We start from the raw sequence: 15,538 nt of genomic DNA, 5'->3' as shown, positions 1-15,538 counted from the left end.
TTAGCCTTAAAGCCCTCTGAATGATGCGCTCCATTTTACTGCTGATATTGTTCTTCCCGATTGCGGGTCTCGCCCAGGAGCCCTGGATGCTTGGATTCGAGAAACCGGAGGGGCAGCCCATCCTCGGGCCCGATTCCACCTATATTTTCGATTGCCCCATGCAAAACAGGCCGGTTCGCTGGCAGCAGGCCGATGTTTTTAACCCGGGTGCCGTGGTCCGTAACGACACGGTTTTTCTCCTGTTCCGGGCGGAGGATGACCGCGACGCCCGCCTAGGCGAGCGTACCAGCCGTATCGGGCTGGCCTGGAGTACGGACGGGCTGCACTTTACCCGGCATAAGGATCCGGTGCTGTATCCCGAACCCGGGCCCTTCAGCAAATGGGATTTCCCGGGCGGGGTTGAGGACCCCAGGGTAACCGAATTGGAAGACGGCACCTACCTGATGCTCTATACCAGCTGGAACCGGGAAACAGCCCGTTTGTCCAGCGCCACTTCCACAGACCTGGTCCACTGGACCAAACACGGTCCGGTCTTTGAAACAGCCCATGGCGGGGCTTTCCGGGATGTTTGGAGCAAATCGGGATCGGTGGTAACCGAGCTTAAGGACGGACGGCTGGTCGCCAAAAAAATCAAGGGTGCTTACTACATGTACTGGGGGGAGCTTTTTGTGAATGTGGCCGTTTCGGAAGATGGCCGCGACTGGACCCCGGTAACAAACGGCTCCGGGGAACTGATCAAGCCCTTTGTTCCCACCCCGGGAACCTTCGACAGCCACCTCACGGAACCCGGGCCTCCGGCTTTGTATACCGAAGAAGGCATTCTGTTGTTGTATAACGGCAAAAATCTTTCCGGGGAGGGTGCGGGGCCTGAAACCCCTGAGGGCACTTACTGCGGGGGCCAGGCATTATTCAGCAAAGACGACCCAACTGAATTTGTCCGGCGCCTGGAAGCGCCTTTTATCTGCCCCAGCCTGCCCCATGAGGTAAGCGGGCAGTACCAGGCGGGGACAACCTTTATCCAGGGACTGGTGTATTTCAGGAAGAACTGGTTCCTGTATTACGGAACCGCAGACTCCATGGTAGGGGTGGCAATAAAACCGGGGGGCTAGAGCCCCCGCAGGAATTCCAGACTCTGGGGCACCTGTTCCACCACACTGCTGGATTCATCCTCTATGAACATATACCGGATTCCCAGCTCGGCGCCCCGTTTCACCAGGGCTGCAATATCAATCTGCCCCGTACCGAGCACTACATTGGTTTCCACATCTTCGTGCCCGGAGGTATTCCCTTTCACGCCGTGGGCCATATCCTTCAGGTGATACAGCACAAACTTGTCCGGATAACGGTTCAGGAGTTCCAGGGGGTCGGCCCCGCCGTGAAATACCCAGTACACATCCATTTCAAAGGCAAAGTCCCTGGCGTTCCTGGCCATAATGTCGAACAGCGTGCCCTCTTCATGCGCGCTGAATTCGTACCCATGGGGGTGGTAGGCCAGGGTTAAACCCGCTTCCTTCAGGAGTTTCCCGGCTTTATTGAAGACGTCAATGGCCGCTAATGCCTCCGTGAGGTCGAATTCGTTCTGGTGCGGTATCCAGGCGCACATCACGTACTCCGCCCCAAATGCGCGGGCTTTTTCGACCAGAGACTCCGGATTATCCCGCAATTCCTCGTAGGACGCCCCCACGCTGATGGTTTTCAGGCGATATTTTCCAAGCAACCCCAGGAATTCCTCCTGGGAATACCCATAGGTTCCCCCGCCTTCGATGTAGGTGATCCCCCAGTCCCGGATTTGCTTCAGGCTGCCTTCCACATCCTTTTCAAACTGGTTGCGCAGGCTGTACAACTGAATGCCAAATTCTTGTGCGTCAAGCCCCTGAGGGGCAAAAAAGGCGGAGACAGCCAAGGCGGCAATCCATGATCTGATTCTCATGTCACTGGTTTTTACGTTAATAGGTTCCCGTTTTCGTCCCATTCGGCAATCACCCCGCGCTTACTCTGGTCCACACATTTGGCCAGCCACTCCTCCTCATAGGCCAGGCCGTGTTTGTCCAGTACGTGTTGGGGCACCCCATCCCAGATATTCGGGGTATTCCCCTTGTAACCCAATTCCTCTATGCCAAGCTTGGATGTATAATACCCGGAAACGGTCAGGTTGCGCACCAGGCTGAAGAACTGGATTTCCAGTGGCTGCTCCTGCAAGGGGACCTCCGGGTCGTAGAAGGCGATAGCATCCAGGATTTCCTTTTGCTGGGCTTGCTGGGCGCTTTTAAACTCCGTCTGGAACTCGGTATTGCTCTTGTGGTCCAGCCACATCAGCCCGCCTCGGAGGGTCACCTGCAGTTCGGGGATGTCCTTGGCCATGAATTCCATGAAGTCCGGCACACCGGCCTCCAGCGGCCCGCCATATTGCTCCACCGGTGGGAGGATCAATTCGGCCAGTACCGAAAGGGTTTCCATTTCATGGGGGTTAAAGAAGGTTTCGGCATGGAGTTTTGCAATTTGCTCCAATTCCTCCGGGGTCCGTCCGAAATAGTGTTCGGCTCCCGCAGAAACAGCCTCCTGTAGTTCCTGATCCTCCATTTTGCAGCCGTGGAGGGCGAGGCCTGCAGCGGCGGTACCCAAGGCGAGGGATTTCAGGCTTTGTCTTCTGTCCATATCAGATATTTTGTTGCTTGAGTTGTTCTACGATATACTCCGAAGCCCTCCAGGAGAGCGCCAGGATGGTCCAGGTACAGTTCTTGTCCGCCTGGGACACAAAGGGTCCTGCATCCGTAATAAAGACGTTGTCTGCCTCATGCAGCTGCTGGTAGCGGTTGGTTACCGAGGTTTTGGGGTCGTCCCCCATCCGGGTGGTCCCTACCTCGTGGATAATACGGCCCGGGGCCAGTAAGCCGTAATCCTGTTCGGCCGATGGGGTATCGCCCAGGACCTCTCCCCCCATATTGTGGATGAGTTCCTCGAAGGTGGCCTGCATGTGGCGGGCCTGTTTGCGTTCGTAATCGGACCATTTGTAGTGGAAGCGCAATACTGGAATCCCCCATTCGTCCACCGTGGTGGGGTCTATTTCGCAGTAATTGTCCTTGCGGGCAATCGCCTCGCCCCGGCCGCCGAAACCGACCACCGAACCGTAGTACTTCTTGACGTCCTTGCGTAGCTGTTCGCCGTAGCCGCCGGTGGGCAGGCCGAAAAACCTGTTGAAATCGTTCGGGTTGAAGCCGAAACCGTAATTGGGCATCCCCATCCCACCCCACACCTCAATGTGGTAGCCCCGGGGGAAATCCAGGTTTTTGTTGTCGCCCCACCAGGGGGAGTATACGTGCATGCCGCCAACCCCGTCTTCGTTGTAGATTTCCCGGTTCATCAGGTCCGGGATAAACCCAGCCCGGCTACTGCCGGTGGAATCGTGCAGGTATTTCCCGACCAGGTCGCTGCCATTGCCCAGCCCGTTGGGGTGTTGTTTGCTCTTGGAGTTCAGCAGGATGCGGGCGGTACTGCAGGCCGAGGCCGCCAGCACCACTACCCTTCCCTTCAGGGAATATTCCTTGCGATCTTCCTTATTAATATAGGAGACCCCGGTAGCCTTGCCATTTTCGTCCGTGGTTACTTCCCGCACCATGCAGTTGGTAAACAGGTCCACCTGCCCCCTGCCCTTCTGGGCCGGGAAGATCAGGCAGGTCCCGGCCGAAAAATCCGCATAGACCTGGCAGGCGCGGCTGCATTGCCCGCAATAGAAGCAAACCCCGCGCTCATTGTTGATTTTCTTGGTGAGCATGGACATCCGGGAGGGAATCACCGGGATGCCTGTCTTCCGCGCCCCTTTGATATAGTACAGCTCGTGGAGCCTGGGCTTGGGCGGGGGGAGGAAAAACCCGTCCGGGTCATTGGGCAGCCCTTCGTTTGTGCCGAACACGCCAATGAGTTTGTCTACCTTGTCGTAATAGGGTTTGATGTCCTCATAGCTAATGGGCCAGTTTTCCCCCAGGCCATCCACATCCTTATGCTTGAAATCCTTGGGGCCGAAACGGAGGGAAATCCTTCCCCAGTGGTTGGTACGTCCCCCCAGCATGTGCGAACGGAACCAGTCGAATTTAGTGCCATCCTTATGGGTATAAGGTTCCCCTTCTATCTCCCATCCGCCATAAGCGGCATCGAATTCGCCGAAGTCCCGGGTTGTGGCTGCGCCCCGGCGCGGGGACTCATACGGCCATTTCATCTGGGTCTGCTGTTTGGGGTCCTTGGGGTCGAAAAACGGCCCCGCTTCAACCACGGCTACTTTGAGGCCGGCATCTGCCAGTATTTTGGTAGCCATTCCGCCCCCGGCTCCCGATCCTACAATAATGGCATCGTAGACCGTGGCGTTTTCCTTTATCTGCATAGGTGTGATTTTGGTTGGTTAGCGATAAATACGCCTAATTTATGGATTGCTAATATTCCTCTAAAATTTTTAACAGATTGAAAGATTTTTGATAAAAATTTGGTAGAGGCTACTTTATATTCCCCCTATTTTTAGTATTATTAACACGATTTTTGGGTTTTGTTAACGTTATCAGCGAAAACGTTTTCGGCCAAAGCTCGAATTAAACAAGTGTAAATCAAACATTTAACTAACTTAACAACTAAACATTATGATTCGAAACGCTGACTGGAATCCGATGGGACTGAAATCGTTTTTACGACTCTTCTCCGGATTCATAATGATGTTTCTGTGTTTCGGTTTGCTGCCGGCACATGCAGCAGTCGAAATGCCCAATGAAACGACCGGAGAAAACGCACTGCAAAATGTCGTTTCCGGTACTGTAGTGGATTCCTATGGGGTTCCGCTTCCCGGCGCCAACGTCATCGTGCAGGGTACCACCACAGGTACCCAAACGGATTTCGACGGTAATTTTACCATCGAGGCCGACCCGAATGCTACACTTGTCGTGAGCTACCTGGGTTACGTGACACAGTCGGTTGCCATTAACGGACGCTCTTCGGTTTCCATTACCATGGCCGAAGACTCCCAGGCACTGGACGAAGTGATCGTAACGGGATATACCACGGAAACCAAGCGGGAAACCACCGCAGCCGTTTCTATCGTGAAGGCCGAGGAACTGGCCGCCATCCCTTCCGGTAACGTTGAACAGCAGCTGGCCGGTAGGGTTGCCGGTGTAAACGTAGTAACCAACGGACAGCCTGGTACTGCCAGTCAAATCCGCGTCCGCGGTTTCGGGGCCTTCGGAGGTAACGAGCCGCTGTATGTGGTAGACGGGGTGCCGATCAACGACATCTCCTTCCTGAACCCGGACGATATCGAGACTACTACGGTTCTTAAAGATGCTGCCGCTGCTTCTATCTACGGGGCACGTGCTGCCAACGGGGTAATCGTTTATACCACCAAGCAGGGCCGTCGCAACAAGAAGACCGAAATATCTGTCGACATCCAGAGTGGGGTTACCGACCCGAACGTAAATGGTTCTCCCAAAATGCTGAATCCTCAGCAAATGGCAGAATGGACGCATATCGGGTATGAAAACAATGCCGCAGCCAACGGAACTGCCCCGCAGTACACCCACCCTCAGTATGGCTCCAACGCCACCCCTACCTTCCCGGACTATCTTCATGCGGACGGGCAGAACGGGGTTAATGAGTCTGACATCAACCTGGCGCAGATCCGTGCCAATTATGAGGCTAACCCTGAAAACGTATTCCTGATCCGCCCCAACCTGCGCGGAACCAACTGGTATAAAGAGATTACACGCCTTGCTCCTGCAGTGCGCGCCAGCCTTGGCTTTAACGGGGGAACGGAAAATTCACGCTTCTTCGTTGGCCTTAGCCTGCAATCTCTCGATGGAATTCTGCTGGAGAACGAACAAGATCGTTACACCGCCCGCTTCAATTCCGAATGGGACGTCACCCCCTGGCTTTCCCTGGGTGAGAATTTGCAGTTTACTTATAACTCCGTGCGCGGTCAAACTGGTGGAAACGGTGGTCTCGGTATTGCCGATGACGAATCCGAAGTACTTTCCGCATATCGGATGCCTACCATTATCCCGGTATTCGATGAGTTCGGCAGCTACGCCAGTACCCGTGCCGCGGGCTTCAACAACCCACGGAACCCGGTACGCCGCCTGGTACAGGACCGCGGGAATGACCAGGCCTACTCCGTAAGCGGTTTCGGTAACCTGTACGCTTTGGTGAAGCCCATTGAAGGTTTAGTTATCCGCACTAGCATAGGTGGTAACTACTACAATTTCACCAACCTGGATTACAACTACCGCTACCTTGGGGATTCCGAGCCGCAGGCATCCTTTAGCTTTAACGAAGGCCAGGAGTACGGCTTCCAGTGGATCTGGACCAATACGGCTACCTACGAGAAAATCTTCGGAAAGCACGGAATCAAAGCTTTCGTAGGTTATGAAGCTATAGAAGGTGCCAGCACGCCGACCACCGCTTCCCGAGGACGCCGGATTCAGGGATCGGGGATCAACCCCTTCTCTACCGATCTGGATTTCGTAAACCTGCAAACCGTTGGATCCCCCGTAGTACAGAGCTTCATTCGCAAAGGGGTGAACTTCAACTCCGTCTTTGGAAAACTGGACTACAACTGGGATGAGAAATACTATCTGACCGGGGTTATCCGGCGCGACGGTTCCTCTGTTTTCGGTTCCAACAACCGCTACGGAACCTTCCCTGCGGTTTCCGGTGCCTGGCGGGTTATTGCCGAGTCTTTCATGGAAAACCAGAACATCTTCACCGACCTGAAAATCCGTGGTGGATGGGGGCAAATGGGTAACTCCAACAACGTGGATCCGGCCAACCAGTTCTCACTGGCTGGTATTAATATCGGGAATACCATTTACCCGATCGACGGCCAGAACAGCGGTGCCAACGAAGGTTTTGCCACCACCCGTATCGGAAACCCCGATGCAAAGTGGGAAACCTCAACCACCCTCAATATCGGTTTCGATGCCACCATCCTCGATGGGCATGTGGACATCATCCTCGACTGGTGGAAGAAGGATACCGAAGACCTGCTTTTCACTGTGCCACTGGCCGGTGTAACCGGAAACTTCGCATCTGCTCCCTCGCGTAACGTAGGAGCCATGCTCAACAAAGGGGTCGACTTCCAGATCGTAGGTCGTGGAAACATCACCGAAGATCTGAGTTTCAATGTGACTCTTAACAACTCTTTCTTGAAAAACGAGGTTGTTAAGTTTGCCGATGGAATTGAGTTCCTGGATGGAGGAACTTTCCGTGGCATCTCCCCCACTCGAAACCAATTGGGCAGGCCGCTGTCTTCCTTCTTCGGTTATGACGTAATCGGTTACTTCAATTCTCAGGCAGAAGTGGACAGCTCACCCGCCCAGGATGGTGCCGGTGTAGGGCGTTTCCGCTATCGCGACGTGAACGGTGACGGGGTGATCACCCCGGACGACCGTACGTACCTGGGAGATCCGGTACCGGAGTACAGTGGTGGTGCCACCATTACCCTGAACTACAAGAACCTTACCCTGGAAACCTTCTGGAACTGGGTAAGTGGAGTTGAAATCTTCAACCAGGGGAAATGGTTCCGCGATTTCTTCGGTACTTTCGAAGGTTCTGCCAAGGGTGTTGCTGCACTTCGCTCCTGGACACCTGAACTGGGCAACAACGCAGCCGCTCCTATCTGGGAAAGCGAATCCAACTTATCTACAAGTGGTGCTTCCAACAGCTGGTATGTGGAAGATGGAGACTACATCCGTCTGCAGCGTTTGGCTCTGATGTACAACTTCGATGATAATATCCTCGAATCACTGGGTGTAAAGCGTTTCTCCATCGGAATTTCCGCTAACAATATCTGGACAATCACCAACTATAGCGGACTTGATCCCGTGGTTGGTGGGGATGCCGATACCCGTTTCGGGGTTGATGTAGGTAACTACCCTGTTACTCCTTCTTACCTGTTTAATGTGAATCTACGCCTGTAATTCTTTAAACATGAGTGAGATGAGAACAAATTTTTTGAATATATTTGAAAAAAAAGTTATGAAAACAAACAGATTTTTTGCGCTACTTACTGCGGGTCTCCTGCTTGTCGGGGCCTGTAGCGACGAATTCCTGGAAGTGCCGCCGGCCAACTCCCTGGGAGACGCTCAGCTGCAGACCAAGGACGGGGTTGAAGGCCTGTTAATTGGAACGTACGCTGCCCTGAACGGGGTTTTCGGCAACCGTTTCGAAGGTCCTAACCACTGGGTAACCGGTGCTATCCTCGGCGGAGACGCCAACAAGGGTACAGATGCAGGGGATTATTCCTCTATCAACCCGGTACAGCGGTTTACGCACGATGCCACACAAGGTGACCTTAACAACCTCTGGAGAGGTCGTTTCGAAGGGGTTTCCCGTGCCAACAAGGTGGTGGCTACGGCCAACCTGATCCAGGACCAGCTCACCGCTTCGGACTATGCCCGCATTTCCGGGGAGGCCCGTATGCTTCGTGCCCACTTCTACTTCGATTTGAAGAAGCACTTCAACAACATTCCGGTATTCGACGAAACCGTCCCGCCGGAAGAAGTGATCCTGGTTCCCAATAATGGTGATGCCTGGGCGCTTATCGAAGCAGACCTTCAATACGCCTACGACAACCTGCCGGAGACCACCTCTGCCGGTCGGGTTAACCGCTGGGCGGCTGCAGCCCTTATGGGTAAGGCCATGCTGTACCAGGGCAAATTCTCCCAGGCCAAAACCTGGTTCGACGATGTGATCGCCAACGGGGTAACCCCCCTGGGTGAGAAATACGCCTTGCTGGACAACTACGCCAACATTTTCAATGCCGAGTTCGATAACCATGCAGAGTCCGTATTCGATGTGGAATCCGCCAACAACACCGGTAGCACTCAGAACGCCAACTATTTCGACGACCTGAACTACCCGTACAACACCGGTCCTGACGGTCCCGGTAACTGCTGCGGATTCTTCCAGCCGAGTATCGACCTGGCCAACCACTTCCGTACCACGGCTGCTGGTTTGCCCCTGCTCGATGGTTCTTTCAGCGACCCGGCCAACGAAGTGGCCAACGTCTACCGCCATGTCTTTACCGACGGGCAGGATGAAGGCACCTTTACCGAAGATGCCGGTCCGCTGGATCCGCGTATCGACTGGTCTATCGGGCGTAAGGGAATCCCTTACCTGGATTGGATCGAGCACCCGGGCTCTGCCTGGATCCGTAGCTTCCCCTACGCTGGTCCGTACTCTCCTAAGAAGTACATCTACTATCGTTCTCAGGAAGGAAGCCTGACAGATGCCAGCTCCTGGACCCGTGGCTATGCATTGATGAACTACACCATTATCCGCTATGCCGATGTGCTGCTGATGGCTGCCGAAGCCGAAGTGGAACTGGGTAACCTGGAGGCCGCACGTGCCCTGGTTAACCAGGTTCGTGCCCGTGCCGCCAATGCTCAATTCTGGGTTAAGGAGTACAGCGATCCCAATGCCAATGCTGCCAACTACGTAATCAGCGAGTACGCTGCTTCGGATTTCTCCGACCAAGCCACTGCCCGCGATATCGTTCGTTTCGAGCGTAAACTCGAGCTTTCCGGCGAAGGACACCGCTTCTTCGACCTGGTACGCTGGGGGATCGCAGCCGATGAGCTGAACCGCTACCTGAACTATGAAAGCCAGTACCTGGTGACCAAGTTCGGAGGCGCCAGCTTCCAGGCAGGCAAGCACGAATACCAGCCTATCCCTCAGGCCCAGATCGATATTCAGGGATCTGACGTTCTTACTCAGAACCCGGGATGGTAATTATTGGTTAAATTCATTTAATGAAGAATTAAAGGCCGCTGAAATAGCGGCCTTTTTCTTGTGCCTTCCTCGGAATTCCCGCATTTTTGTTCGTAAAGCAAACAACCCGACATGAGAGTATTATATGGGGCTTTTGCCGCCCTTTTACTGATAAGCATGCACGCTTGCAGTGAGCCGGAAACCCCTCACCTGTTTCGCCCTGTGTCTCCGGAGTACAGTGGGATTCATTTCGAAAACCGCCTGACGGAAAACGACTCCATCAACATCCTCGACAATGAGTTTGTTTACAACGGGAGCGGAGTAGCCCTGGGCGATGTAAACGGAGATGGTCTCGACGACATCTTTTTTACCGGCAACCAGGCCAATAACGCCCTCTACCTCAATAGGGGCAAACTGGCATTCGAAGACGTTTCTACTGCTTCGGGGATAGGCAAACCGGATTCCCTGGTGTGGTCCTCAGGGGTAAGCCTTGTGGACCTGAACCTGGACGGCCGCCTGGATATCTATATCTGCAACACGTTTTACCGCGACAGCCTCAGCCGCCGCAACCTGTTGTACATCAACCAGGGCAATACGGCCAACGGGGTACCCACCTTCAGTGAACAAGCTGCAGCCTATGGGCTGGACGACGATACGTACTCCTCCCATGCCCAATTCTTCGATTACGACAATGACGGGGACCTGGACGTCTTCATTGGCGTGAACCGCATTGAAGGCATCAACCCGGCGGAATTCCGGCCCAACCAGGACGACGGGAGCTCCCTGAGCCGCGACCGCCTGTATGAGAACCGCTGGGACGAAGCCCTGGGACACCCCCGCTTTACCAATGTGTCAGACAGTGCGGGAATCCGCTACCATGGATACAGCCACAGTACGCTGATCCACGACTTCAACAAGGATGGTTGGATGGACATTTACGTCGCCAACGATTTTTTCAGCAATGACCTGGTGTATATCAACAACCAGGACGGGACCTTTACTAACCGGGCCGGGGACATCTTCAAACACTTTAGCCTTTCCTCCATGGGCAGCGACCTGGCCGACGTTAACAACGACGGGGAGCTGGACCTGTTCACCACGGAAATGCAACCCTATTACAACAAGCGTAAAAAGCTGTTTCAGGGCCCCAGCAGCTACAACAAGGAAATCTTTACGCGCTCCTACGGGTACGAATACCAGTACGCCCGCAATACCCTGCAGATTGCCAACGGGACAGACCCCGAAACAGGGTTGCCGGTGTTTTCCGAGGCCGGGATGTTTGCCGGCGTACAGGAAACTGACTGGAGCTGGGCGCCCCTCTTTGCCGATTTCGACAACGACGGCCTGCAGGACCTGCTCATCACCAATGGTTTTCCAAAAGATGTAACCGACAGGGATTTTGGGGATTTCCGGGTTACGGCAAGCCGGCTCGTCACCAAGGAAAAACTCATTGAGGCCATCCCGGAAATCAAGATCCCGAATTTCGCCTTCCGCAACATGGGCGGGTTGCGTTTCGAAGATGCCACAGCGGCCTGGGGCCTCAATTTTGGGACATTTTCCAACGGGGCGGCCTATGGGGACCTCGACAAAGACGGAGACCTGGACCTGGTCATCAACAACCTGAACGAAAAGGCCCTGCTCATGGAGAACAGGCAGAATGAACTCCAGCCCCAGAACGGATACCTCCGGGTCCGACTCGAAGGGCCGAAAGCCAACCCGGCAGGGTATGGCAGCGAAGTAGCGGTTTACCGTGATGGTGCCATCCAGAAACTCAGGGTACTCTCTGGTCGGGGATACCTCTCAAAACCCGAAGGCGTATTGCATTTCGGGTTAGGCCAGGCTTCGGTAGACTCGGTACATGTGCGCTGGGCCGACGGGCGGGAAGCCTGGGCCGTTGCACCGGAGGCACGGCAGGAATTGGTCTTCCGGTATAACGAGGCCCTCCCCTCCCCGACCCGAAAAGCGGGAAGCCTGGCACTGCTCACTGCCCAGGATTCCACCCGTGGGCTGGATATCCGCATCCGCGATATCGACTTTATCGATTTTAACTTCCAGCGCACCCTGCCCCACAAGTTCTCCCAGTATGGCCCAGCCCTGGCAGCGGCCGATGTCAATGCCGACGGACGCACGGACTTATTTATCCCGGGTACCCGGAACTTTACCCAGACCTGGCTCATCCAGGGAGAAGACGGCTCCTTTAAGGCCGCTGAGGTGAACTATAAGTCCCATCCGGAGTTGGAGGAAGAAGATACGGCAGCCCTCCTGTTCGACGCAGACGGGGACGGGGACCCGGACCTGTACCTCGCCCGCGGTTCCGGGCAGTACGAAGCTGGGGATGAGCGCTACAGGGATATCCTACTGCTCAACGATGGCAGCGGGGAATTCAGCCGGGCGACCACTGCCCTGCCGGATATCCGCGCCAATACCTCTGTGGTAAAAGCGGCCGATTACGACCAGGACGGCGATCTGGACCTCTTTGTGGGTAGCCGGGTACTGCCCTTTGCCTACCCCATGGCAGATCGCAGTTACCTCTTGCGCAACGACAGCGCCAACGGCAAGGTTACCTTCACCGATGTCACGGTTCAAGTGGAACCCGCCCTGGAATTCGCAGGGCTGATAAGCGATGCCCTATGGACCGATTTCAACGGGGACCACTGGCCGGACCTCATCCTGGCCGGGGAATGGAGCCCCTTGCGCTTCTTTGAAAACCGCCAGGGCAGCTTGCGCGAGATTACCGCAACCACAGGCCTGCAGGAAGACAAGGGCTGGTGGAACAGCCTGGCCGCAGCAGACCTGGACCAGGACGGGGACATGGACTATATCGCCGGGAATTCCGGGACCAATATTTATTTCCGGGGTACCCAATCCGAACCGGTACGGGTCTATGCCAAGGACCTGGACGACAACGGGATGATAGATCCGCTTATTTCCTATTACCTGCGCGACAGCGCCGGGGTAAAACGGGAATACCTCTACCACCCCTGGCAGGACGTGGTCAAGCAGTTTTCTGCCATCCGCAAACGCTTCAATTCCTTTGGGGAATTCGGGGCCTCCACCCTCCCGGAAATGTTCCCGGATGGCTTGTTGGATGACGCTACCGTCCTGGAATTCAATACCCAGGAAACCAGTTGGGTAGAAAACCTCGGCAATGGAACGTTCCGGCGCCATGCCCTCCCGGTGAATGCCCAAATCGCCCCCGTCTACGGGATTGTTTCCGCAGATTTTAACGGGGATACCTTCCCGGACCTCCTACTGGCCGGCAACGACTACGGTATGGAGGTTCAGCAGGGCCGTGCAGACGCCTTTATGGGCCTCATGCTCCTGGGAGACGGGAAAGGCCATTTCAAAGCCTTAAACAACACCGAAAGCGGGTTTTACCTGCCTGGGGATGCCAAGGCCCTGGTGGGCCTGCCTGCAGCCGATGGCACCCTGCTCTGGGTGGCCTCCCAAAACAACGACCGCATCCGGGCCTATGGGACCCCGGCAACTGCTACCCTCAAAGTGGCCCCTAACGAGGTCGGGGCGCGGGTGCATTATGCAGACGGGCGCGCGGAACTTCGGGAATGGTACTGGGGCAGCGGCTTTAACAGCCAGTCCGAAAGGTACCTGTTGCGCACCCCGGAAATGAAGTCCGTGGAATTCTTCGACCAGACCGGGGCCGTTACCCGCACGGTGGACAGCGAAGGTTAGGGTCTTTCTGCCAGCAAGTCCTCCTGAATCTGCGCCATAGCTTCCTGTGGGGTTTCCACCGGGAAGCGGCAACTGTGGTCGCGGCAGACATAGAAATAGGTAGCCTCCTCTTCGTGCCGGTTGGCATAGAGCGGGAGGTCGCTGGGGCTCGTTGTAAAGACCAGCAAGGCATTCGGCAGGAATTCCTTCCCCAGTGCCATGCGTAGCTCCCTGGCTTGTGGCCCGGCAACGGCCACTTCGAAATACGGCCAGCTATGTGCCAGCATTAACCGCCCCCAGGCGCTGTAATTCTGGGGGGCCTGGCCAAAGCGTTCCCTGAGGGCCAACACCATAGTGCGGCTCCGTTCCAGATAGGCCGGCTTGTAATAGAAATGACCCAGTTTCAGATACAGCCCGGCCATAACTGCATTCGCAGAGGGAATAACCCCATCGTCTGTTTTTAGGATGGGGGAAATCAGGTCGGTGGTTTCCGTATAGCGCAACAACCTCGATTCTTCCGAAGCAAATCGCTCCTCTGCCTGGAGTACCAGCCGCTCAGCATTTTCCAGATACCCGGGTTTTCCGCTAACCTCATACAGGCGCATGGCAGCCTCGGCCAGGAAGGCGTAATCCTCCAGGAAACCCTCGCCTCCTGCCACCCCGGAAACGGAGCTGTGCCGGAGGGCTTCCCCCTGAAACTGGTGCTGGAGTAAATAGGCAAAAAGCTCCTCCCCTGCATCCAGGTACCGGACTTCCCCAAAGGCTTCATACGCCTCTGCCAGGCCGGAAATGAGCAAGGCGTTCCAGGAGGTGAGCACCTTGTTGTCGATCCCCGGGCGCTGCCGCTGCCCGCGGGCTTCCATCAATACCTTCCTCCACCCGGCTTGCTGCTCTTTCAGCGCTTCCGGGGTCCCACCACCGCTGGAAACATAGACACTGTCCGATACGGGGCGGAACGGGACGTAATTGCCTTCCCAGGCCGTCTCGGGACGGATTTCGTAATAGGTGGCAAAGTCGGGAAAGGCCTCCCCCAGGAGGGTCTTTAATTCCTGCTCCTCCCAGGTATAAAACGCTCCTTCTTCCCCATCGCTGTCTGCATCCATGGCAGCGTAGTACCCCCCATCCGGACTTTTCATTTCGCGTTGAAGGAACTCAAAAATTCGCCCGGCCGTTTCCCGGTATTCCCCCGAGGGAAACCACTTAAACGCCCTGGAATACAGGCCCAGGAGCTGGGCATTGTCATACAGCATCTTTTCAAAATGCGGGATGCGCCACTCAGGGTCTGTGCTGTAGCGGAAAAAACCGCCCCCTACCTGGTCGAACACCCCGCCTCGAGCCATCCTGTCCAGGGTGTTCCGGACATGGGTAAGGGCCAGGGAATCCGCACTTAAAAAGGCGTAATCCAGGAGAAAATTCATGTTGGCGGGCATCATAAACTTCTGCTGCCCGGTGTTGCCCCCCCACTCCGGGTCCCAGCTGGCCTTCCAGCCCAATACCGCTGTAGTCACTTCCGCCGGGCGCACGGGACGGGTGTCTGCCGCGGGTACCAGACTATTAGTCTGAGCTACCCCCTGGGCTACCTTGTCGGCATACTCCCGGGCACGGGCCGGGTCTTCCCGGTAGAGCCGGTCCATTTCGGCAAGGACACCCATCCATTGCTCGCGGGTGTGGTAGGTACCCCCGTACAGGGGTTTCCCATCCGGGAGCACCAGGACATTCAAGGGCCAGCCGCCCCTGCCGGTCATCAACTGGACGGCCGTCATATAGACCTGGTCCACGTCCGGGCGTTCCTCCCGGTCTACTTTTACGTTGATAAAGCGCTGGTTCATAAGCTGGGCTACCGAATCGTCCTCAAAGGTCTCTTCCTCCATCACATGGCACCAGTGGCAGGAGGAATACCCGATACTGATAAGCACCAGTTTATCTTCTTTCCGGGCCATTTCCCAGATGGCATCGCTCCAGGGTTGCCAGTGCACGGGGTTTTCTGCATGCTGCAGCAGGTACGGACTGGTTTCCTCCCCCAAAAGGTTTCGCCGGGGGACTTCCGCACAACCGGACCCCATCAGCAACACGAGAATAAAAACAGGAAACAAAAAGGAAATGCGCCTCATGGGGGCAAATATACGAA

Annotated in this window: 8 protein-coding genes; 4 read left to right on the top strand and 4 right to left on the bottom strand. The window is 55.6% G+C overall.

Annotation, left to right across the window (positions count from 1 at the left end; genetic code table 11):
- The first annotated feature begins 20 nt into the window (after nt 1-20).
- Nucleotides 21-1,109, top strand: a complete 1,089-nt coding sequence (locus tag CA832_RS07270) for a glycoside hydrolase family 130 protein (RefSeq protein WP_088340929.1) — start codon at nt 21-23, stop codon at nt 1,107-1,109.
- On the opposite strand, the gene CA832_RS07265 is transcribed toward CA832_RS07270, so the two are convergent.
- From CA832_RS07265 to CA832_RS07255, 3 genes are read right to left on the bottom strand one after another with little or no spacing between them, the layout of a single operon-like run.
- Complete coding sequence (locus tag CA832_RS07265) at nt 1,106-1,930, bottom strand: sugar phosphate isomerase/epimerase family protein (protein WP_088340928.1); 825 nt, start codon at nt 1,928-1,930, stop codon at nt 1,106-1,108. The two genes, CA832_RS07270 and CA832_RS07265, sit on opposite strands and share 4 nt — an antisense overlap.
- 11 nt (nt 1,931-1,941) lie before the next feature.
- Nucleotides 1,942-2,655 carry a gluconate 2-dehydrogenase subunit 3 family protein gene (locus CA832_RS07260; protein ID WP_088340927.1) on the bottom strand — a complete coding sequence of 238 codons (714 nt, stop codon included), beginning with the start codon at nt 2,653-2,655 and terminating at the stop codon, nt 1,942-1,944.
- Between the two features lies 1 nt (nt 2,656).
- A complete protein-coding gene (locus tag CA832_RS07255) occupies nt 2,657-4,375 on the bottom strand; it encodes a GMC family oxidoreductase (RefSeq protein WP_088340926.1) in 1,719 nt (572 codons plus the stop codon).
- 250 nt (nt 4,376-4,625) lie between these two features.
- On the opposite strand from CA832_RS07255, the gene CA832_RS07250 reads away from it, so the two are divergent.
- The 3 genes from CA832_RS07250 to CA832_RS07240 all read left to right on the top strand — a co-directional run bounded on the left by CA832_RS07250 (nt 4,626) and on the right by CA832_RS07240 (nt 13,431).
- Entirely contained in the window at nt 4,626-7,949 is a 3,324-nt protein-coding gene (locus tag CA832_RS07250) for a SusC/RagA family TonB-linked outer membrane protein (protein ID WP_233131759.1), read from the top strand.
- Between the two features lie 58 nt (nt 7,950-8,007).
- On the top strand, nt 8,008-9,762 hold the full coding sequence (locus CA832_RS07245) for a RagB/SusD family nutrient uptake outer membrane protein (RefSeq protein WP_088341395.1): 1,755 nt from the start codon (nt 8,008-8,010) through the stop codon (nt 9,760-9,762).
- Nucleotides 9,763-9,873: 111 nt separating this feature from the next.
- Nucleotides 9,874-13,431, top strand: coding sequence for a VCBS repeat-containing protein (locus CA832_RS07240; protein WP_088340925.1), 3,558 nt, complete (start codon nt 9,874-9,876; stop codon nt 13,429-13,431).
- Here CA832_RS07240 and CA832_RS07235 read toward each other — a convergent pair.
- Nucleotides 13,428-15,521, bottom strand: a complete 2,094-nt coding sequence (locus CA832_RS07235) for a thioredoxin domain-containing protein (RefSeq protein WP_158211897.1) — start codon at nt 15,519-15,521, stop codon at nt 13,428-13,430. The two genes, CA832_RS07240 and CA832_RS07235, sit on opposite strands and share 4 nt — an antisense overlap.
- Nucleotides 15,522-15,538: the final 17 nt, after the last annotated feature.

This window comes from Robiginitalea sediminis (assembly GCF_002198115.1).
GTDB lineage: Bacteria > Bacteroidota > Bacteroidia > Flavobacteriales > Flavobacteriaceae > Robiginitalea > Robiginitalea sediminis.
Note: the sequence above shows the minus strand (reverse complement) of the source record. Positions and strands in the feature narration are given on the sequence as shown.